Annotated in this window: 17 protein-coding genes and 1 pseudogene; 8 read left to right on the top strand and 10 right to left on the bottom strand. The window is 64.5% G+C overall.

All coding sequences use genetic code 11. From position 1 onward, the window contains the following. The first annotated feature begins 19 nt into the window (after positions 1-19). The 5 genes from mnmG (at position 20) to pepN (ending at position 6,921) form a co-directional block, all read left to right on the top strand. The gene (gene mnmG / locus DM806_RS22965) at positions 20-1,870 is read left to right on the top strand and encodes a tRNA uridine-5-carboxymethylaminomethyl(34) synthesis enzyme MnmG (protein WP_179045480.1); all 1,851 of its coding nucleotides are present in this window, start codon (positions 20-22) and stop codon (positions 1,868-1,870) included. Next, complete coding sequence (rsmG, locus tag DM806_RS22960) at positions 1,867-2,511, top strand: 16S rRNA (guanine(527)-N(7))-methyltransferase RsmG (RefSeq protein WP_179045479.1); 645 nt, start codon at positions 1,867-1,869, stop codon at positions 2,509-2,511. The genes mnmG and rsmG overlap by 4 nt, the downstream gene beginning before the upstream one ends. After that, a complete protein-coding gene (locus tag DM806_RS22955) occupies positions 2,508-3,290 on the top strand; it encodes a ParA family protein (RefSeq protein WP_179045478.1) in 783 nt (260 codons plus the stop codon). The genes rsmG and DM806_RS22955 overlap by 4 nt, the downstream gene beginning before the upstream one ends. Continuing rightward, a complete protein-coding gene (locus DM806_RS22950) occupies positions 3,287-4,219 on the top strand; it encodes a ParB/RepB/Spo0J family partition protein (protein ID WP_179045477.1) in 933 nt (310 codons plus the stop codon). The genes DM806_RS22955 and DM806_RS22950 overlap by 4 nt, the downstream gene beginning before the upstream one ends. 101 nt (positions 4,220-4,320) lie before the next feature. Next, positions 4,321-6,921, top strand: coding sequence for an aminopeptidase N (gene pepN / locus DM806_RS22945; protein ID WP_179045476.1), 2,601 nt, complete (start codon positions 4,321-4,323; stop codon positions 6,919-6,921). A 57-nt stretch (positions 6,922-6,978) separates the two neighbouring features. Here pepN and DM806_RS22940 read toward each other — a convergent pair whose 3' ends face one another. Genes DM806_RS22940 through DM806_RS22925 form a run of 4 tightly spaced genes read right to left on the bottom strand, consistent with a single transcriptional unit; the run spans position 6,979 to position 10,585 of the window. Then, positions 6,979-7,590: an ABC-type transport auxiliary lipoprotein family protein gene (locus tag DM806_RS22940; RefSeq protein WP_179045475.1), complete on the bottom strand. Its 612-nt coding sequence runs from the start codon at positions 7,588-7,590 to the stop codon at positions 6,979-6,981. A gap of 47 nt (positions 7,591-7,637) precedes the next feature. Next, a complete protein-coding gene (locus DM806_RS22935; protein WP_179045474.1) occupies positions 7,638-8,600 on the bottom strand; it encodes an MlaD family protein in 963 nt (320 codons plus the stop codon). 3 nt (positions 8,601-8,603) lie between these two features. Further along, positions 8,604-9,476, bottom strand: a complete 873-nt coding sequence (locus DM806_RS22930; protein WP_179045473.1) for an ABC transporter ATP-binding protein — start codon at positions 9,474-9,476, stop codon at positions 8,604-8,606. Then, complete coding sequence (locus DM806_RS22925; RefSeq protein WP_179045472.1) at positions 9,476-10,585, bottom strand: MlaE family lipid ABC transporter permease subunit; 1,110 nt, start codon at positions 10,583-10,585, stop codon at positions 9,476-9,478. Before DM806_RS22925 ends, DM806_RS22930 begins: the two co-directional genes overlap by 1 nt. Before the next feature lie 98 nt (positions 10,586-10,683). On the opposite strand from DM806_RS22925, the gene DM806_RS22920 reads away from it, so the two are divergent. Further along, on the top strand, positions 10,684-11,361 hold the full coding sequence (locus tag DM806_RS22920) for an HAD family hydrolase (RefSeq protein ID WP_179045471.1): 678 nt from the start codon (positions 10,684-10,686) through the stop codon (positions 11,359-11,361). Here DM806_RS22920 and DM806_RS22915 read toward each other — a convergent pair. The 3 genes from DM806_RS22915 to DM806_RS22905 form a co-directional block, all read right to left on the bottom strand. Next, positions 11,358-12,290: a 2-hydroxyacid dehydrogenase gene (locus DM806_RS22915; protein WP_179045470.1), complete on the bottom strand. Its 933-nt coding sequence runs from the start codon at positions 12,288-12,290 to the stop codon at positions 11,358-11,360. The genes DM806_RS22920 and DM806_RS22915 overlap by 4 nt on opposite strands. Beyond that, on the bottom strand, positions 12,287-13,612 hold the full coding sequence (locus tag DM806_RS22910; RefSeq protein ID WP_179045469.1) for a cystathionine gamma-synthase family protein: 1,326 nt from the start codon (positions 13,610-13,612) through the stop codon (positions 12,287-12,289). Before DM806_RS22910 ends, DM806_RS22915 begins: the two co-directional genes overlap by 4 nt. A 142-nt stretch (positions 13,613-13,754) precedes the next feature. Further along, positions 13,755-13,961, bottom strand: coding sequence for a hypothetical protein (locus DM806_RS22905; protein WP_179045468.1), 207 nt, complete (start codon positions 13,959-13,961; stop codon positions 13,755-13,757). Positions 13,962-14,084: 123 nt separating this feature from the next. On the opposite strand from DM806_RS22905, the gene DM806_RS22900 reads away from it, so the two are divergent. Then, on the top strand, positions 14,085-16,496 hold the full coding sequence (locus tag DM806_RS22900; RefSeq protein WP_179045602.1) for a ligase-associated DNA damage response DEXH box helicase: 2,412 nt from the start codon (positions 14,085-14,087) through the stop codon (positions 16,494-16,496). 520 nt (positions 16,497-17,016) lie between these two features. Here DM806_RS22900 and DM806_RS22895 read toward each other — a convergent pair. From DM806_RS22895 to gyrB, 3 genes and pseudogenes are all read right to left on the bottom strand, one after another. Then, positions 17,017-17,520, bottom strand: coding sequence for a COG3650 family protein (locus DM806_RS22895; RefSeq protein ID WP_372859736.1), 504 nt, complete (start codon positions 17,518-17,520; stop codon positions 17,017-17,019). Positions 17,521-17,528: 8 nt separating this feature from the next. After that, a pseudogene (locus tag DM806_RS22890) lies at positions 17,529-18,094 on the bottom strand (DNA-3-methyladenine glycosylase I). Positions 18,095-18,097: 3 nt separating this feature from the next. Further along, positions 18,098-20,620: a DNA topoisomerase (ATP-hydrolyzing) subunit B gene (gene gyrB, locus DM806_RS22885; RefSeq protein ID WP_179045467.1), complete on the bottom strand. Its 2,523-nt coding sequence runs from the start codon at positions 20,618-20,620 to the stop codon at positions 18,098-18,100. An 86-nt stretch (positions 20,621-20,706) separates the two neighbouring features. On the opposite strand from gyrB, the gene DM806_RS22880 reads away from it, so the two are divergent. Then, the gene (locus DM806_RS22880; RefSeq protein ID WP_179045466.1) at positions 20,707-21,201 is read left to right on the top strand and encodes a hypothetical protein; all 495 of its coding nucleotides are present in this window, start codon (positions 20,707-20,709) and stop codon (positions 21,199-21,201) included. Positions 21,202-21,203: the final 2 nt, after the last annotated feature.

Here is a 21,203-nt window from a genome sequence, read left to right as displayed (position 1 = left end):
AATCTGATAAGGGCGCTGCATGCGAACAAGCTATGATGTGATCGTGGTCGGCGGCGGCCATGCCGGCTGTGAGGCGGCTGCGGCTGCGGCGCGCAAGGGCGCGTCCGTGGCGCTGCTCACTTTCGACCGGCAGACGGTCGGCGCCATGTCCTGCAATCCGGCGATCGGCGGATTGGGCAAGGGGCATCTGGTGCGCGAGGTCGATGCCCTTGATGGCCTGATCGCGCGCGCCGCCGATGCGGCAGCAATCCATTATCGGATGCTCAACAGCAGCAAAGGTGCTGCGGTACAGGGGCCGCGGATCCAGGCCGACCGCAAACGCTATCGTGCCGCCATCCATGCGATGCTCGATGTCCAGTCCGGCCTGGAGATTGTCGAAGGGGAAGCGGCGACGCTCATGCTGGACGGCGAGGCCGTAGCCGGGGTTGCGCTGGCCGATGGCCGCATGCTTTCCGCCCCGTCTGTCGTGCTGGCGACGGGCACCTTCCTAGGCGGCAAGCTGTTTCGCGGCGACGAGCGTGAGGCGGGCGGTCGTATCGGGGAGCGTGCCGCAACGGACCTCGGCCTGCAGTTGCGCGACCTTGGCCTGCCCATTGCGCTGCTCAAGACCGGCACGCCGCCACGTCTTGACGGGCGGACCATCGATTGGGCACGACTTGAGATCCAGCCGTCCGATGCGGAGGGCTGGACCATGTCTTCCCTTTCTTCGGGGCGCGCATTGCCGCAACTCGCCTGCGCCATCACACGGACCAATGATCGCACCCATCAGATCATCCGCGATGGCCTGGGCCGCTCACCTTTGTTCAGCGGCGCAATCGAAGGGCGCGGGCCGCGCTACTGCCCGTCGATCGAGGATAAGATACTCCGTTTCGGCGATCGTGACGGGCACCAGATTTTTCTCGAACCCGAAGGGCTGGACGATCATCTCGTCTATCCCAACGGCATCAGCACCTCACTGCCGACCGATGTGCAGGCAGCGATGGTCCGATCGATGGCTGGTCTGGAGCAGGCCGACATTGTCGTGCCTGGCTATGCGGTCGAATATGATCATGTCGATCCGCGCGCGCTCGACGCCTCGCTGGAGGTCCGAGCGGTCCCCGGTCTTTTCTGCGCGGGACAGATTAATGGCACCACCGGCTATGAAGAGGCTGCCGCTCAGGGTCTTGTCGCCGGCGCCAATGCCGCCGCCCGGGCGCGCGGTGACGCGCCGATGATCCTTGATCGCGCCAGCAGTTATATGGGCGTGATGATTGACGATCTGGTCTTGCAGGGCGTGACCGAGCCATATCGCATGCTGACCGCGCGGGCCGAATATCGTCTTCGCCTGCGCGCCGACAATGCGGAGACCCGACTGGGGCCGATTGCCATCGCTCATGGTCTTGCCGGCGGCGTCCGCCGATCGAGACTGTCGGGCCGTACTGCTATGCGGGCGACGATCGAAGCCGAGCTTGCCAGACCCATGACCGCGAGCGAGATGGCGCGGGTGGGGGCGGCGGTGCGTCAGGATGGCGCGCGGCGCAGCCTGTTCGACTGGGCGCGCTTTCCCGAAGTCGATAAGGATTTGCTGCTTGATCTCGCTCCGGCCCTGCGTCAGGCGCCGGCCGACCTGCGCGCCGAAATTTTGGAGGATGCCCATTACGCCCCTTATCTCCAGCGGCAGGATGCCGAGATCGCAGAACTGCGTCGCAATGAACGTGTCCTTATTCCCACGACGTTCGACTTTCGCGCGATCGGCGGGCTGTCGACCGAGATGATCGAGAAGCTTGAAGCGGCGCGCCCCGACACGCTGGCTGCCGCGGGGCGGATCCGGGGGATCACCCCCGCCGCGCTCGCCGCCATCCTCGTCCACGTGCGGCGGGAGGCTGCGTGACCGAAGAGGAAGCGCGCGCCTGGCTGGAGGCGCAATTCGACGTTTCACGTGAAACATGGGCGCGATTGGAACGCTATGTCGCGATCCTGTTGTCGGCCATGGATGAGCAGAATCTGATCGCGGAATCGACGCGCCCCCATGTCTGGGCGCGGCATATCGTCGACTCCGCCCAGTTGATCGGTCATGCGGTCAAGGCGGGAGAGGGGGAATGGATCGACCTCGGTTCGGGCGCCGGCCTGCCGGGCATCGTCGTCGCCTGCCTATCCGACCGGCCAATGCTGATGGTCGAATCTCGGCGCAAGCGCATCGACTTTCTGAACGACGTGATTGCTGAGCTGGGCCTGACTCATGCGCGTATATTCGGGGGGCGGGTTGAAACCGTGCCGGCCACGCAAGCGGCTGTCATCAGCGCGCGGGCCTATGCGCCGTTGCCCAAATTATTGGCGTCGGCGTTGCACCTGTCCGATAAAAAGACGCTGTGGGTTCTGCCAAAGGGACGAAATGCGCAAAATGAACTGGAGGCATTGCGTCCGGCATGGCAAGGTGTGTTCCACGTGGAACCGAGCGTGACCGATGCCGAAAGCGCCATCATCGTCGCGCAGTCCGTTCTACCCGCCGGCAAAAGGAAGCATCGCCCATGATCCGTATCGCCATTGCCAACCAGAAGGGTGGGGTGGGCAAGACCACGACCGCGATCAACCTCGCGACGGGACTGGCTGCCACCGGCCTTCGGGTGTTGCTGGTCGACCTTGACCCGCAGGGTAATGCGTCCACGGGTCTGGGCGTGGGGCAGGGCGAACGCGCCCAATCCAGCTATGACCTGCTGGTAGGCAATTGCGCGCTGGATGATGCGATCGTCACCACGCGCGTTCCCAAGCTCGACCTCGTCCCCGCCACGCAGGATTTGTCGGGCGCGGAAATCGAACTGATCGACTATGAAGAACGGACCCATCGGCTGGAGCGGGTGCTGTCCGAGGCGCAGCCGGGTCGTTGGGACATCTGCCTGATCGATTGTCCGCCGTCGCTCGGTTTGTTGACGATCAATGCCATGGTTGGCGCGCAATATCTGCTCGTCCCGCTCCAGTGCGAGTTTTTCGCACTGGAAGGTCTGTCGCAACTGCTTCATACGGTCGAGCGTATTCGCGGTCGCTTCAACCCCGGCCTGTCGATCATGGGCGTGGCGCTGACCATGTATGACCGCCGCAATCGCCTGACTGATCAGGTCGCCGACGATGTGCGCGCCTGCCTAGGCGACCTGGTCTTCTCGACCGTGATCCCGCGCAACGTGCGTCTGTCCGAAGCGCCCAGCCACGGTGTGCCCGCCCTGATCTACGATTTCCGCTGCTCGGGATCGGAAGCCTATATGCGCCTTGCGCGCGAACTGATTGCCCGCTTGCCCCGACAGGAGGTTGCTGCTTGAGCGACGAAACGACCGATAAGCCGAAGATCGCCAAGCGTCCCCAGGGTCTCGGCCGCGGCCTTTCCGCCTTGCTGGGCGATGTCTCGCGCGAGGAGCCAATTGCGCCCGCCGCTGCGCCCGTTGCCAATGGCAAGTCGGTGCAGAGCATCGAAGTCGCGTTGATCCATCCGCACCCCGAACAGCCGCGCCGCCATTTCGACGAGGGCGCGTTGCAGGAACTGGCGGATAGCATCGCCAAGCGCGGCGTCATTCAGCCGATCATCGTCCGTCCCCATGGCGGCGGTTTCCAGATCATCGCCGGCGAGCGCCGGTGGCGGGCCGCGCAGCGCGCCCAGATGCACCGCATCCCTGCCATCGTCCGCGACTTCGACGAGCAGGAGACGCTGGAGATCGCGCTGATAGAGAATATCCAGCGTGAAGATCTCAACCCGATCGAAGAGGCGGAAGCCTATCGCAAGCTGATCGCGGAATTCCATCATAGCCAGGAAGCGCTGGGCCGCATCGTCGGCAAGTCGCGCAGCCATGTCGCCAACCTGATGCGCCTGCTCGAATTGCCCCAGTCGGTGCAGCAACAGGTGATGCACAGCAGGATCAGCATGGGGCATGCCCGCGCGCTGATCGGCGCGCCCGATTGCGAACGTCTGGCACAACAGGTTGAAGAAAAAGGGCTTTCCGTTCGCGATACCGAACAGCTGGTGCGCAAGGTCAAAACCGGCGTCGACGCGCCCACCGCTCGCCGCAACCACGCCGGCTCGGCGGAGAAAGACCCGGACATCGCTGCGCTGGAGCAGCATCTGGCCGATATATTGGGCCTGAAGGTGGATATCGCCCATGATGGCGCGTCGACCGGTGGCCTGCTGTCGATGCGCTATTCCAACCTCGATCAACTCGACATGCTGTGCCAGCGTCTGTCGGGAGAGCGAATCTGATATGGCCATTGTCTAGAGGGATTGGCGGCTATCTCGCGAATCTCTCGACCTGGCTCTAAAGCCCGCTGGTGTTTTCGTCGGCCGCTCCTTAGGTTGTGGGGATGGCCGACATGCTCTCAACCACCGCCGCCGCTCCTGCCGTCATCCGCCGCGCCGACTATCGCGCGCCCGACTGGCTGGTTCCCGACATTGCGCTCGATTTTGATCTCGATCCGGCGCTGACAAAAGTCCACGCAACGCTGTCCGTCAGTCGCAACGGCGATCATGATCGGCCGCTGCGTCTCGATGGCGACGGCCTGATCCCGCTGGAGGTCAAGGTCGATGGCCGTGTGCTGGGTCAGCAAGAGTGGCATCTGGAAGCGGGCGCGCTGATCATTGCGTTGCCGGGCGGCGCGCACAGCGTCGAAACGCTGGTGGAGCTTGCGCCAGAGAGCAATAGCAAGCTGATGGGCCTCTATGGCAGCGGCGGCCTGCTTTGCACCCAGTGCGAGGCGGAGGGCTTTCGCCGCATCACCTTCTTCCCCGATCGGCCCGATGTGCTGTCGCGCTACAGCGTCCATATGGTTGCCGACAAGGCACGCTTTCCGGTGTTGCTGGCCAATGGCGATCCGATCGAGCAGGGCGATCTGGCTGATGGCCGTCACTGGGCGCGCTGGAGCGATCCCTTCCCCAAGCCCTGCTATCTGTTCGCGCTGGTGGCAGGCGATCTGGCCTGCAACGCGGATCGCTTCGTGACGATGAGCGGGCGGGAGGTGCAACTGGGCATCTGGGTTAAAGAAGCCGATCTGCCGCGCACCGCCCATGCGATGAAGGCGCTCAAGGACAGCATGGCCTGGGACGAGCGGGTCTATGGCCGCGAATATGATCTGGACGTGTTCAACATCGTCGCCGTCGCTGACTTCAATTTCGGCGCGATGGAGAATAAGGGCCTCAACATCTTCAATTCGCGCTATATTCTGGCTGACCCGGAAACCGCGACCGACATCGACTATGATGGCGTCGAGGGCGTGGTGGCGCATGAATATTTTCATAACTGGTCGGGCAATCGCGTTACTTGCCGCGACTGGTTCCAGCTGTCGTTGAAGGAAGGCTTCACCGTCTTCCGCGACCAGAATTTCTCCGCCGACATGGGCAGCCATGCGGTCAAGCGGATCGAGGATGTCCGTATCCTGCGCGCCGCCCAGTTTCAGGAGGATTCAGGACCGCTCGCTCATCCGGTCCGACCTGAATCCTATATGGAAATCAGTAACTTCTATACTGCAACCATCTATAATAAGGGCGCGGAGGTCATCCGCATGATGGCCCTGATGCTGGGGCCGGAACGCTTCCGTGCCGGCACCGACCTCTATTTCGACCGGCATGACGGAGAGGCCGCGACCTGCGAGGATTTCGTCCTGGCGATGGAGGCGGGTGGTCAGATCGACCTCGGCCAGTTCCGTCGCTGGTATGAGCAGGCCGGTACGCCCCATGTCCGTGCCCTGCTGTCGCATGACCCGGTCAGCCGCAACGTCGAACTGACGCTGGAACAGAGCGTTCCCGCCACGCCTGGCCAGTCCGACAAGCTGCCTATGGCGATCCCGCTGCGCATCGCCCTGTTCGATCCCGCGACGGCGAGCCACCATGGCGATGCGTTGCTGATGCTGACGGAGCCGAAGCAGAGCTTCACCTTCAGCGGCTTCGCCAGCGCGCCGATATTATCGATCAACCGCGGTTTTTCCGCACCGGTCATCGTCGAGACGAACCGTAGTCAGGCCGATCTGGCTTTCCTGTCGGCGCATGATGACGATCCCTTCGCCCGTTATGAGGCGATGCAGCAGCTCATGGTCAATGTACTGATCGGCACCATTGGCGGGCAGGATGTGGACGACGCGGCGGTGATCGACGCGGTCCGCACGACGCTGACCGACCCGGCGCTCGACCCGGCCTTCGTCGCGGAGGCGATCCGCCTGCCCAGCGAAGCCTATCTGGGCGACCAGATGAAGATCGTCGATCCCGACGCGATCCATACGGCACGCGACGCCCTGCAACGCAAGATCGGCGTCGCCCTGGAGCCGCTCTGGCGCGACGTCCATGCGAAAACGAAGGCGAACGCCTTCTCGCTGTCGTCCACCGCCAAGGGCGCGCGCAAGCTGCGCAATGCCGCGCTTCATTATCTGGTGGCGTCGGGCGCGCAGGATGGCTCTGCCATCGCCTTCGCCCAGTTCAGCGAGGCGGATAACATGACCGAGCGCCAGGCGGCGCTGGGCACGCTGGCGAACGGGACCAGCGCGGAACGGGTGGCGGCGCTCGACATCTTCTACAACCGCTATTCGGCCGATGCGCTCACGCTGGACAAATGGTTCCAGACGCAGGCTTTCTCTTTCTATCCCGATGCGGTGGAACAGATTGAGGAACTGGGCAGGCACAAGGATTTCACCCTGGCCAACCCCAACCGCGTGCGATCGCTCTACGGCGCCTTTGCGGGCAACCAATGGGCCTTCCATCACAGGTCGGGCAAAGGATATAGGCTGGTTGCCGATTGCATCATCGCGCTCGACAAGCTCAACCCGCAGACGGCGGCGCGTCTGGTGCCGCCGCTGGGGCGCTGGAAGCGATTCGATGAAAAGCGGGCCGCGCTGATGCGTGCCGAATTGCAGCGCATCCTGGCCGAGCCGGGCCTGTCCAAGGATGTGACAGAGCAGGCGAGCAAGAGCCTGGAATAAACAGGCGCGCTCTGTCCGGCATGTCGGGAAAGGCTCTCCCGACATGCCCGGACGATATTATTCCTTCACCGCCGTGACCCAGGCGGCGACATCGGTCGCCACCTTGTTTGCGGCCATGTTGAGGGGCATCCCGATCGTGTTTGCATCGATCTTGCCGCTGATCGGAGCGCTTGCGGTAAAGCGCTGACGCGCAAGCGCCACGCCGGCCGGGGTGGTCAACACCGCATCATAGGTGACGATCGCGCTATGACTGGCTTCATCGACGGTGAAAGCCACCAGTTCGCCCGAAAGCCGCTGTCCGCCATCGCCCGAAAACTGGCCCGAATCGAGCACCACCCGATCGGTCGTCGCGGAGATGGTCTCGGCCAGCAGCCGGCGGAACAGATGCCGCGGCGTGTCGGCCCACTGCACCTTTGTCACATAGGCGACCGAGGTCGGCGCGGTTTGCACCGGCACGCGGATCGTATCCAGCATCTTGGGGGCTTCGGGATCGGCAACGATGAGGGTCCGACCACCGCCAGCGACGCGCGCGGCGCCTGCCGGCACCTTCTGGGCGGCGTCCAGCGTCAGCAACTGCACCGGCGGCTTCGCGCCAATGGACACGCAGCCCGAGAGCAGGACGGCGGCGGCGAGCGCGACCATCGCGCTGCGGGGTTTCGCGTGGATCATGGTCCGCTTCCCTTTCATCTTATGGTCCGGCATCTTATGGTCCGCCTTCATGGCTTATAGTCCGGCAGCTTGGGCGATCCGACCAGCGATCCGGCGCCCTGCTGGTCGAGCTTCTCGGCGACGCCGCGGAAGGCCCGCGACATTTCGCGCAGGTCGCGCACCAGCTGGTTGACCTCCGGCATGGTCTGGGTGCTGAAGGCGTGGACGCCCGGCTGCGCCTCGCCGATCGTCTTGTCGAGCGTGTCGATGCTGCGGGTGGCGGACTGCACGGTCTTGCGCAGGTCGCCCATCAACGGCTTGCCTTCCTCGTTCAGCAGTTGGTCCGTGGTTGCGGCCAGCTTGCCGATCTGCTCGACGGCGACACCCGTGCGTTGCACGGCGATACGCGCCTCGGCCAGGGTGGCGGCGATTTCGGGGCTGCGATCGGCCAGGGCGCCCGACACCCGCTCGACATTGGCGAGGATGCCCGCGATCGATTGCTGATTCTTGTCGTTGAGCAATTCGGTCAGCCGTTCGGTCAGGGTCGACAGACGCTCCAGCAGCTGCGGCGCATTGTTGAGCAATTCGCCCAGCGCACCCGGCTTGGTGGGGATGACCGGAACGCCGTCGGGGCAGGCCGCCATGGGATTTTCCGCCGGGCAGATAATCGGCGGCGCGCCCTTGACCGCGCCATCCAGCACGATCTCGCTGACGCCGGTAAAGCCGACGCCGGAAATCGTCGCGGTCGTGCCCTGAAGCACGGGGGTGCCGTCTTTCACGGAAATGCGGACCTTCACGAAGCTCGGGTCGCGCTTCCACAATTCGATCTTCTCGACCTGGCCCGACGGCACGCCCGAATAATTGACGCTCGATCCCTTGGCGAGGCCGTTGACCGACTGTTTGAAGAAGATGTCATATTCCTTGTTGTCGCCTTGTGACAGGCGAGAGAACCAGAAGGCCGCGATCATGACCGCGGCCAGCAACAGCAGCGTGACCGTGCCGACCAGCACATGATTGGAGCGGGTTTCCATATCCTATTGCCTTCCGTCCGTCGGCTTGTTCGCCGCCTTGCCCTTTTCGCGCTCGACGGCCGCCGTGGCGGCCCGGCCGCGCGGGCCGTTGAAATATTCCTGAATCCAGGGATGATCGAGCGCCAGCAGTTCCGCGATCGTGCCCACCGCGATCACCTTCTTGTCCGCCAGCACTGCGACCCGGTCGCAGATCGAATAAAGCGTGTCGAGGTCGTGGGTGATGAGGAAGACGGTGAGGCCCAGCGTCTGTTGCAGCTTGCGCGTCTGATCGTCGAACGCCGCCGCGCCGATCGGGTCGAGACCGGCGGTCGGTTCGTCCAGAAACAGCAGGTCCGGGTCCAGCGCCAGCGCGCGGGCCAGGCCGGCGCGCTTCTTCATGCCGCCCGACAGTTCGGACGGATATTTGGGACCGGCCTCGGTCGGCAGGCCGGTGAGGCGGATCTTGTAGGCGGCGATCTCGTCGCGCAGCTGCGGTCCGATATTGGGATAATATTCGCGGATCGGCACTTCTACATTCTCCGCCACGGTCAGGGTCGAGAAGAGCGCGCCGCCCTGGAACAGCACGCCCCAGCGCTTGCGGATCGCCAGCGCCTCGTCATCCAGCCGGCCGATCATCGATTCGCCGAAGACGCAGACTTCACCCTCGTCCGGGGTCTGGAGACCGATGATGGAGCGCATCAGCACCGACTTTCCGGTACCCGAGCCGCCGACCACGCCCAATATCTCACCCTTGCGCACGTCGAGGTCGAGATGTTCGTGCACGACCTGATCGCCGAAGCTGTTCTTCAGGCCGCGTACCTTGATGGCGATATCCGAGGTTTCCACCGCTTCCTCGATGCGGCGATCCTCCGCTTCCTGGATTTCCTCTTCGCTCATCAGTTCCAGCCCACCCAGGTAAAGAAGACCGCGAAGAAGGCGTCGATGACGATGACGAGGAAGATCGCCTGCACCACCGCGGCGGTCGTCCGCATGCCGACTTCCTCGGCATTGGCCTTCACCTGCATGCCTTGGAAACAGCCCGACAGCGCGATGATAATGCCGAAGACGGGGGCCTTGATCAGGCCGACCCACAAGTCGGTGATCGGCACGACTTCGCGCAGGCGCTGGACGAAGGTGATGGGTGGGATTTCCAGCGCCACCCAGCAGAGGAAGCCGCCGCCGATGACGGCGACGATCGAGCTGTAGAAGCCGAGCAGCGGCATCATCACCACGACGGCCAGCGTGCGGGGCAGCACCAGCGCTTCCATCGGCGACACGCCGATGGTGCGCATCGCGTCGACCTCCTCGGTCAGTTTCATCGTGCCCAACTGCGCGGCGAAGGCGGACCCGGATCGGCCCGCGACCATGATCGCGGTCATCAGCACCCCCAGTTCGCGGAAGGTGAGGCGGCCGACCAGATTGATCGTCAGCATCTCCATGCCGAACTGGCGCAGCTGCACCGAACCCTGCTGGGCGATGACGATGCCGATCAGGAAGCTCATCAGGCCGATGATGCCGAGCGCGGAGACGCCCACCACCTCGAAGCGCTGGATGACGGCGTTCCACCGGAAACGGCCGGGATGGCGGATCAGGCTCCAGCTCGCAACCAGCGTGGCGCCGAAGAAGCCGAGCAGGCCGAGCAGGGTCGCGCCGGAATTGCAGACTGCCTCGCCAATCTGGCCGACGACGCGGCGTAGCGGATGGACTTTGTCGGGGCGGATCGGCACCGGTTCGTCCAGCTGGCCCACGGCAGCAATGAGGCGACAGGCATCCTCATCGCCGCCAACGACTTCCGCGCCCAGACGCTTGGCTGTGCGATGCACCGTCCAGGCGCCGATCGTGTCGATATGGTCAACCTGAGACAGGTCGATGGCGTTCACCGGCCCTTGCAAGCCATCCAGGCGAGCAGGCAGGTCGTGGAGGCACGCAATGGCCAGGTTTCCCGAAAGCCGAATTACCGTGCCACCGTCGCCCGTTTCTTCTGCGAGGTCAGCGGCTTTGTTCATCAAGGCGGTTTAGTGGTCCATTATCGGTTGCACGGCAAGCCGAAACGGCCCATCCGCAAGCCAGAACGAAGGGCGGACAGAAAAGTTTCGGAAACGGCATGACGCACTACAGGTTGGCGATCTACGACATGGACCGCACGGTGACTTTCAGCGGCACCTATACAGGGTTTCTCATCCATGTGGCGCAGCGGATGGCGCCATGGCGATTGCTGCTGCTTCCCTGCGTCATCCTGCTGATGCTGGCCTATGTGCTAAAGCTCATCACGCGCCAGCGGCTCAAGGAACTGAACCAGGCGCTGATGATCGGCCATAATGTCGAGCGGGCGAAACTGATGCCGCATATCGAAAGCTATGCCGACAAGGTGGTGGCGACGAACCTGCGACAGGGCGCGGTGGCGCAGATCGCCAGGGATCGGGCGGACGGCTATCGGCTGGTGCTCGCGACAGCCTCCTACCGTCTCTATGTCGAGCCGATCGCGCGGCGGCTGGGCTTCGACGCGGTGATCGCGACCGATCATCTGAGCCAGGATCTGCGCTATGTCCGCGCGAAGATCGCGGGCGAGAATTGCTACGACACGGGCAAGCTACGGATGATAAAGGCCTGGATGGCGGCCGAGGCGATCGACCGCAGCCAGGCGCATATCCGCGCCTATTCCGACCATGTGTCGGACGCGCCGATGCTGGAATTCGCCGACATTCCCTTCGCTTCCAATCCGCACAAGCCGCTGGCGAAGCTGGCGGCGGAGCGTGGCTGGACGCGGGTGGACTGGAACTAACGGACTGGCGCGGGCAACGGCGCGCCCGCAAAATGGGCGGCGAGGTTCGCCCGCAGCATCTGCACCATGCGCCCTACCGCGTCCTGCGTCGCGCCGCCGGTATGGGGCGTCAGCACGACATTGGGCACATCCGTCCAGCGCGCAGGATCGGTCGGTTCGGGATCGAACACGTCTAGAGCCGCGCCGCCCAGCCGTCCGGCTTTCAGGGCATCGATCAACGCGACTTCATCGACCAGTTGCCCCCGCGCGACATTGACCAGCAGGCCCGCCGGACCCAGCGCATCGAGGATGGTGGCGCAGATCAGGCCGCGATTTGCCTCGTCCGCGCGCGCGGCGACCAGCAAGATGTCGCTGTCCTGCGCCAGCGCCGTCAGGCTCTCCGCGCGCGGCCAGGGGAGGGCGGGCTTGTCGCGCGGTCCCCACCAGCCGATCCGCATCTTCATCGCCTGCGCGCGTTCCGCCACGGCGATGCCGATCGCGCCCATGCCGACGATGCCCAGCCGCGCGCCGCCCATCGACCGGGTGAGGGTCTTGGCGTTGGCGGTCCACCGCCCCGCGCGCAGATGGCGGTCGCCTTCGACGATCCAGCGCCGATGGGCCAGCATCAGGCCGATGGCATGGTCGGCCACATCGTCGGCATTGGCATTGCCGGCATGGGCGACCGCAATGCCGCGCGACCGGGCAAGGTCCAGGTCGACCCCGTCATAGCCCACGGTGAAGCAGGCGATCAGGCTGAGGCGCGGCATGGCGGTGATCAGCGCCGGATCGAGCCGATACTCCCCGGCCGTCACCAGCACCTGCGCCTTATCCAGCCGATCGCGCCCGGCCTCTTCCCAGAGCGGCATGACGTCATAGTCCGCCGCCAGCACGCCCAGCAGCGGCGCCAAGTGCGGCTGGGCAATCAGTATGACCGGGCGCGCCTCGCTCATCCGATCTGCCGTAGCGCCTGGGCGAAATCGGCGATCAGATCGTCCGCATCCTCGCAGCCGATCGAGATCCGCACCATATTGTCGCTGATCGCGAGCGCCTTCTTGCGCTCGGCGGGCACCGACAGATGGGTCATCGCGGCGGGATGGCTTGCCAGCGTCTCGGTCCCGCCCAGGCTGACCGCGAGCTTCGCGATCTTGAGCGCGTCGAGAAAGGCGAAGGCCTCCGCCTCGCCGCCTTTCAGGTAGAGCGAAAAGGTCGATCCCGCGCCGGTGCAGTGGCGGCGATAGATATCGGCCTGCCGCTCCGTCTCGGGGAAGCCGAGATAGACGACCTTCTCCACCTGCGGCTGGTCCTTGAGCCAAGTGCAGACCTTCTCCGCATTCTCGCCCGCGCGGCTCATCCGCAATTCCAGCGTCTCCAGGCTGCGCAGCAGCATCCAGGCGCTGTGCGGGTCGAGGATGGTGCCGATCGTGTTGCGCATCAGGCGGATGCTGTTGATCAGCGCGTTGGACCCCAGCACGCCGCCCGCGACCAGATCGCTATGCCCGCCGGCATATTTGGTGAGGCTGTAGATGACGAGATCCGCGCCATGGGTGATCGGCTTGTGCCAGAGCGGGCCGAGGAAGGTATTGTCGATCGCGACCGGCGGGACATGCTGCTCGCCCGCGAAGAGCGAGTCGCGCCGCGCGACAACCGCCTCCAGATCGACCAGCACGTTGGTCGGATTGGCCGGGCTTTCCAGATAGATCATCGCGACCCGGCCCAGCCCCCTGGCCTTTTCGATCACCGCGCCAATCTCTTCCTCGGTCGCGGCGGCGGGAAAATCGAGCCATTGCACGCCGAACCGGCCAAGGATGCGCCCGATCAGCGATTCGGTTGCGGCATAGAGCGGCGCGCTATGGACGATCACGTCGCCCGGCTGGACCAGCGCGAGCAGGGTGGTGGCGATCGCCGACATGCCGCTGGAAAAGAGCAGCGCGTCCTCCGCCTCTTCCCAGACGGAAAGGCGATCCTCGCAGATTTCCTGATTGGGACCGTTGAAGCGGGAATAGACCAGCCCTTCCGCCCCGCCGGGGCGGATGCCGGTCACGCCCTCGAAATGGCGCTTGCCCGCGGCGGCGCTTTCGAAGGCGAAGGTGGAGGTCAGGAAGATAGGCGGCTTGAGCGATCCTTCCGACAGAGTCGGATCATAGCCATGGCCCATCATCAGCGTCGCCGGCTTCAACCTGCGGCCGTCAATCTCCATGATGGGCGCCTTGGGGCGGCGGCGGTTGCGCGTCGGTTCGACGCCGGTCAGCTCGGCTTCAGTTTCGCCGGACATGTCATTCTCCTGCTTGTTGCGACGTCTTGGGCGCCGCTGTCATGGGCAGGAGTGTAACGCAGGACCCGGGGAAGGGGCCAGAAGAATGAGCAAGATTATTTCTTCCGGCTATATGATTATTCCGAAGAGCCGTTGCTGCCACTCAGGCGACAAGGCCTTCTTCATCCTCGATATGCACGGGCGCTTCGGCCGGATTGTGGGCCTGGGGCGGATGGACCTGCGCGACATGGAGCGCCTCTGCATAGAGGCTGCACCAATTGGCCCAGAAGCTGAAAGGCGCGAACCAGACATCGAACAGGGTTGTCGGTATCGTGCCCGGAATGAGGGGGTGTTCATGAGTTTCGGTCATAGGCCGATCTCCTCTCCATATCTGCCATTTCTACCATGATCGGGCAGTCGGCGCCATGGCATGAACCCCATCCGGTGCACGGCGGGCCGTGACAGGGGGATATGGGCACCCTACATCGATCCGATGCCATCTAGCCTTCCCGCCATCGTCGACAGCTGGTTCGCCGCGCGCGGCTGGCGGCCGCGACGGCACCAGATGGAAATGCTGGCGGCGGCCGAAGCGGGCGACCATGCCCTGCTGGTCGCCCCGACCGGGGCGGGCAAGACGCTGGCGGGCTTCCTGCCCACGCTCGCCGACCTGATTCGCGATCCGGTGGAGGGGCTGCACACCCTCTATGTCTCGCCGCTCAAGGCGCTGGCGGTGGACGTGCGCCGCAATCTGCTGACCCCGATCGAGGAAATGGGGCTGCCGATCCGGGTGGAGACGCGCACCGGCGACACGCCCTCGGACCGCAAGGCACGCCAGCGCGCCCGGCCGCCGCAGATCCTGCTCACCACCCCCGAATCGCTGTCGCTGCTGCTCAGCTATCCCGACGCGGCGCTGATGTTCGCGGACCTCAGGACCGTGATCGTCGACGAGGTCCATGCCTTCGCGACCCAGAAACGCGGCGACCTGCTCAACCTGTCCATGGCGCGGTTGCAGGCGATCAACCCCGCGCTGCGTCGCGTGGCGCTGTCCGCGACAGTCGCCGATGTCGACGCCTATCGCGCCTGGCTGGCGCCCGATGGCGATATTGACGCCGTGACGCCGGTGCTGGGTGAGCAGGGGGCTGACCCCCATGTCGCGATCCTGATCCCGGAGGGGCGCGTTCCCTGGTCGGGTCATTCGGGAAAATATGCCGCGAAACAGGTGATGGCGGAGATCGAGTCGCGCCAGACGACTTTGGTCTTTTGCAACACGCGCGGCCTTGCCGAACTCATCTTTCAGGAACTCTGGTCCGCCAACGACGCCAACCTGCCGATCGCCATCCATCATGGCAGCCTGTCGATCGAGGCCCGGCGCAAGGTCGAATCGGCGATGGCGGCGGGCAGGCTGCGCGCGCTGGTGGCGACGGCCTCGCTGGACCTCGGCGTCGACTGGGGCAATGTCGACTGCGTGATCCAGATGGGCGCGCCCAAGGGCAGCTCACGCCTGCTCCAGCGGATCGGCCGCGCCAATCACCGGCTCGACATGGCGTCGGAAGCGATCCTGATCCCCGGCAACCGCTTCGAATATCTGGAGGCGCGCGCCGCGCTCGACGCGGTCGAGGCAGGGGAGCGCGATGCCGACGATTTCCGCCCCGGCAGCCTCGACGTGCTGGCGCAACATGTGATGGGCCTCGCCTGCGCCGGGTCTTTTCGCGCCGGGGAACTGCTGGAGGAGGTGCGGTCCGCCACGCCCTATAGTGCGCTGACGGCGGAAGCGTTCGACAATGTGCTGCATTTCATCGAGGGCGGCGGTTACGCGCTGCGCGCCTATGACCGCTTCAAGCGGCTGACACAGGAGCCAGACGGAACCTGGCGGGTGTCGCATCCCCGCTTCATCCAGCAGCATCGCCTGAACGCCGGCATCATCGTCGATCAGCCTGCGCTAGCGGTGCGCTTCGCCAACGGCCGCAAGCTCGGCACGGTGGAGGAGGGGTTCGCCGCTTCGATGCGGCCGGGCGACAGTTTTTTCTTCTCCGGCATGGCGCTGGAGGTGGTGCGGATGGATACGACCGACCTTGTCGTCCGCGCCACGTCGAAACAGGCGCGCATTCCCAGCTGGGGCGGCACCCGCATGGCGATGTCCACGCGCCTCGCCGACCGGGTGCGCCACTTCCTGGCCGAACCGGACGAATGGCACCGCTTCCCGGCCGATGTGCGCGAATGGCTGGAGATGCAGAAGCTGCGCTCCGCCCTGCCGCAGCCGGGGCAGTTGATGATCGAGACTTTCCCGCATGAGGGTCGCCATTATCTCGTCTGCTACAGTTTCGAGGGCTGGAACGCGCACCAGTCGCTGGGCATGCTGCTGACCCGGCGCATGGAAAGCCAGGGGCTGATGCCGCTCGGCTTCGTGTCCAACGATTATGCGCTGGCGGTCTATGGGATGAAGCCCGTCACCGATCCTAAAAGCCTCTTTTCCGCCGATATTCTCGACCATGAATTTGTCGACTGGGTCGAGCAGTCGAGCCTGCTGAAGCGCGCCTTCCGCGACGTCGCGGTGATTTCCGGCCTGATCGAGCGGCAGCATCCCGGCAAGCGCAAGACCGGACGGCAGGTCACTTTCTCCACCGACCTCATCTACGACGTGTTGCGCAAATATCAGCCCGATCACCTGCTGCTCAAGGCCGCCTGGGCCGACGCCCGCGCGCGCATGACCGATGTCGGGCGGCTGGGCGACCTGATCGACCGGGCCGCCAACACGATGCTGCATATCGATCTGGACCGGGTCAGCCCGCTCGCCGTGCCGGTGCTGATCCTGATCGGCCGCGAGCATGTGGCGCAAACGGCGGCCGAAGATGCGCTGCTGATGGAGGCCGAAGCGCTGGTCGCGGAGGCGATGCGGGCGGACTAGGCGGCGAGGATGACAGATCGGTCAGCCTGGAAGCGACCAGAAGTTACCGTTCAGAAGCCGGGTGAGGTCGCCCATTTGCGGACGATCACCGCTCGCCACCGTCGTGAACCTTTATCACTCGACCAAAACCAACTAGGTGCGGCCCTTCTTGTACGCGCCATTCGCGCCCGACGTAGATTTGCCCTGTTAGTCCGGGCCACCACCACAAAGCTATTGGCACTGTGATCGTTTCTCCAGGGTTCATCGCGAGGCCTTCGGGAAGCTCGATGAAACCGGCTGTCATCACAGCGTCATCCGGGCCGAAGAAATTGTGATTAGGTCGGTAGCTCCCGTAGATTGGATTGGTCCTGCCTCCCTCGTTCGTAGGCAGCAGTTGCACCTCAGCGATCACATGAACAAAGTCCCTCGACATGCCAGCTGCATATCACGGGAACGGAAACTAATCACACGTTACTGCTCTTAAGCCGACTTTCCGCAAACCACCCATATCCGCCGATGGCGCACCGGCGAAGCAGGCTGTTCAATGCGCGTAACCCCCGTCGTCGCGTTCGCCGCCGCAGCCCTTGAGCGTGCCTTCGCCAAAAGCGATCTGCACCCGGTCGGACCAGATCGTGTCGCTCATGCCGTCGCTGCACGGGCCTTGGGTTGCGGTCATCGCAAAGCCGTCGCCCAGATAGCGGATCGCCCTGTCATCGGCGTTGCGGCTGATGGCGTAGCGGATCGGCGGCTTGTCCGGCCGTTCCAGCGTCGCGGTCGATCCGCGCACCGTCACGGCCCAGAACGGCTCGGTGCCGATAGCGCGATAATCGGGTGGGGCAGGGCGGGGCGATGTTTCACGTGAAACCAGAGGCTTGGGCAGAGGGGCGTCAGGCTCGGCGAGATTGTCCATTTCGCTGTCGGAATTGACGACGGCGTCGTTGATCGGCGCGATCACCGCATTCGCCGCCAGCATCGACTGATTGTCAGCCGCCGGCGCCTTTTCTCCACCGCATGCGCCCAGCAGCGCCAGCGACAGCAGGGCCAGCCCAGCCCTCACGCGCCAACCTCACTCCGCCGGAAGCAAGGCACAGCATGGTCGTTCACCATGCCGATCGCCTGCATCCAGGCATAGACGATGGTTGGCCCGACGAACTTGAAGCCGCGTTTCTTGAGATGGAAATCGCTTCCGACAGATCGGTCTTCGCCGGGAAATGCACGCCGTCATTGCGGATCGGCGTGCCATCGACAAAAGCCCAGACATAGGCGGCGAAATCCTCGCCGCGCTCGCGCATCTCGCAGAAGATCTGCGCCCCGCGGATGGTCGCCTCGATCTTCGCCCGCGCCCGGACGATACCGGGATCGGCCATCAGCCGATCGACATCGTCAGGGCCGAAGGCCGCTACTTTGTCCGGGTCGAAACCGGCAAAGGCGGCGCGGAAACCCTCGCGCTTGCGCAATATGGTTATCCAGGACAGGCCCGCCTGGAACCCTTCCAGCATCAGCGTTTCCCAGAGCATACGCGGATCGCGCTCGGGAACACCCCATTCCTCGTCATGATAGGCGCGGTAGAACGCGTCCGCGCCCACCCAGGCGCACCGCATCGGTTCCGCGCCCGTCATGGTTCACACGTCCAGATTGGCGACGTTCAGGGCATTGTCCTGAATGAAATCTCGACGATGCTCGACCACGTCGCCCATCAGCTGGGAGAAAATCTCGTCGGCGATGTCGGCCTGCTCCACCTCGACGCGCAGCATCGACCGATTGTCCGGGTCCAGCGTGGTTTCCCACAGCTGCTCCGCATTCATTTCGCCCAGCCCTTTATAGCGCTGGATTGACAGCCCCTTGCGCCCGGCGGTCAGGATCGCGTCGAGCAGTTCGCTTGGGGACGTCACGACCACGCCCTTCGCCGGGGCGGCCGGCAGGTCGTCCGCACCCGCTTCCTCTGCCGCCTGGGCGGCCTTGACCGTCACCAACCGGCCGGAACTCCTGTAGCTGGCCGATTCCTCGCTGGCGATGGCGTGCAGCTTGCGCGCTTCGGCCGAACCGATGAAGCCGCCCTCGATCACATGGTGATCGGTGACGCCGCGCCACAGCCGTTCGAAATGGAAGCCACCTTCCTCGGCGATGCGGCCCGACCAGCGGCCTTCCACATCATGGGCATCCATCCAGGCGACGGTCGCGGTCAGCCGCTGCGCCTGCGCGTCGGTCGACAATTCGGGATCGAGCGCGCCATTGAGGCTGAGCGCCTCGATGATCGCGGGATTGTAGCGGCGCGGGACATAGCGCATCACCGCGCGCATCCGCCGGCCATGTTCGATCAGGTTGCGCAGGTCGTCGCCGCTGCGCGCGCCGCCGGCGGTTTCCAGCACCATCGAATCGACGCCATTGTCGACCAGATATTGCTCCAGCGCCGCTTCGTTCTTCAGATAGACCTCGGACCGGCCGCGCGTCGCCTTGTAGAGCGGCGGCTGGGCGATATAGAGATGCCCTGCCTCGATGATCTGCGGCATCTGGCGGTAGAAGAAGGTCAGCAGCAGCGTGCGGATATGCGCGCCATCGACGTCGGCGTCGGTCATGATGACGATCTTGTGGTAGCGCAGCTTTTCCAGATTGAAATCGTCGCGGATGCCGGTGCCCATCGCCTGGATCAGCGTGCCGACTTCCTTGGACGACAGCATCCGGTCGAACCGCGCGCGCTCGACGTTCAGAATCTTGCCCTTCAAGGGCAAGATCGCCTGATTATGCCGGTTGCGGCCCTGCTTGGCGGACCCGCCCGCCGAGTCACCCTCGACCAGGAAGAGTTCGGACTTGGCCGGGTCGCGTTCCTGACAGTCGGCCAGCTTGCCGGGCAGCGAGGCGATGTCCATCGCACCCTTGCGCCGGGTCAGTTCGCGGGCCTTCTTCGCGGCCTCGCGGGCGGCGGCGGCGTCGATCACCTTCTGGACGATCATCTTGCCGTGGGCGGGATTTTCCTCCAGCCACTCGGCCATCTTGTCGGCCATCAGGCTTTCGAGCGGCTGGCGCACCTCCGACGAAACCAGCTTGTCCTTGGTCTGCGACGAGAATTTGGGATCGGGCAGCTTGACCGACACGATCGCGGTCAGACCTTCGCGCATATCCTCGCCGGTAAGGCTCACCTTCTCCTTCTTCAGCGCGCCCGACTTTTCCGCATAGCTATTGAGCGTGCGGGTCAGCGCCGCGCGGAAGGCGGCGAGGTGGGTGCCGCCGTCGCGCTGCGGGATGTTGTTGGTGAAGCAGAGGACGTTTTCGTAATAGCTGTCGTTCCACTCCAGCGCGACGTCGATGGTGACGTCGTCGCGGGTGCCCGAAATCGCGATCGGATCGGGCATCAGCGCATTCTTGCTGCGGTCGAGATATTTGACGAAGGCCGCGATGCCGCCTTCGTAGAACAGCTCGACTTCCTTCTTCTCCTCATGCCGCGCATCGACCAGGAACAGGCGCACGCCGCTGTTGAGGAAAGCCAACTCTCGATAGCGATGCTCCAGCTTGTCGAAGTCGTATTCGGTGTGGTTCTTGAACGTCGCGCCGTCGCCCGGCGCCTTCTCCAGCGAAGCGAGGAAGGTGACGCGGGTGCCCTTCTTGAGAGTGCCGTCTTCCTTGGCGGGCGCCTTGCCGATCACCTTGAGCGGCGCAGTCGCGTCGCCATAGGCAAAGCGCATATAATGCTCCTCGCCGTCGCGCCAGATATTGAGGTCCAGCCATTCGGACAAAGCGTTGACGACCGAGACGCCCACACCGTGGAGGCCGCCCGACACCTTATAGGCATTGTCGTCGCTGGTATTTTCGAACTTCCCGCCCGCGTGTAGCTGGGTCATGATGACCTCGGCCGCCGACACGCCTTCTTCCTTGTGGATGCCGGTCGGGATGCCGCGGCCATTATCCTCGACGCTGACCGACCCATCGGGGTTCAGCGTGATGACGATCCGGTCGCAATGACCCGCCAGCGCCTCGTCGATCGCATTGTCGCTGACCTCGAACACCATGTGATGCAGGCCGCTGCCATCGTCGGTGTCGCCGATATACATGCCGGGCCGCTTGCGCACGGCGTCCAGCCCTTTCAGCACCTTGATGCTGTCGGCGCCATATTCATTGCTGTTGGGGGAGTTGACGGGTTCTTCGCTCATGCCGAGCATATAGGGAAAGGCGCGCTGAAACTAAAGCGAAACATGGCGTCTTTCGCCGGGGGGCGGGGCGGTCTATCACGCTTTCCATGCGCGCCGTCCCTGCCCTGCTATTGCCCTTGCTGTTGCTCCCCGCCGCCTGCTCGAAGAGCAACGACGTCTATGAGGAGTTGCCCAACAGTTCGCTGGCCGGCGCCCCGCGCGAGGATGTGCCCGAAAGCCGCATGGATGCGCCGGTCGCGCGGCCTGTCATCATCGGGGAAGATGGTCCTCGTCTCGATGCCTGCGGCACTTTGGGACAGGTCACGCGCAGTGGATCGGCCGGCCTGCCGCTGCGCGCGGCGCCGTTCAGCGATGCGAAGGCACTGGCACAACTGGCGGAGGGGCAACGCGCCTATGTCTGCACCCGCAGGATCGACCAGAAATGGCTGGGCGTAGTGGTGCTGCCCGCCCCGCCTGCCGGCAATGCGACCCCACCGGCCGATTGCGGCGTCGCGTCCCCCGTGGAACGCAAACAGGCCTATGACGGCCCCTGTGCCAGCGGCTGGGTGGCGAGCGCCTATGTGCGGCTGATCGCGGGATGACG

Origin of the sequence: Sphingobium lactosutens (assembly GCF_013393185.1) — a bacterium.
Lineage (GTDB): Bacteria > Pseudomonadota > Alphaproteobacteria > Sphingomonadales > Sphingomonadaceae > Sphingobium > Sphingobium lactosutens_A.
Note: the sequence above shows the minus strand (reverse complement) of the source record. Positions and strands in the feature narration are given on the sequence as shown.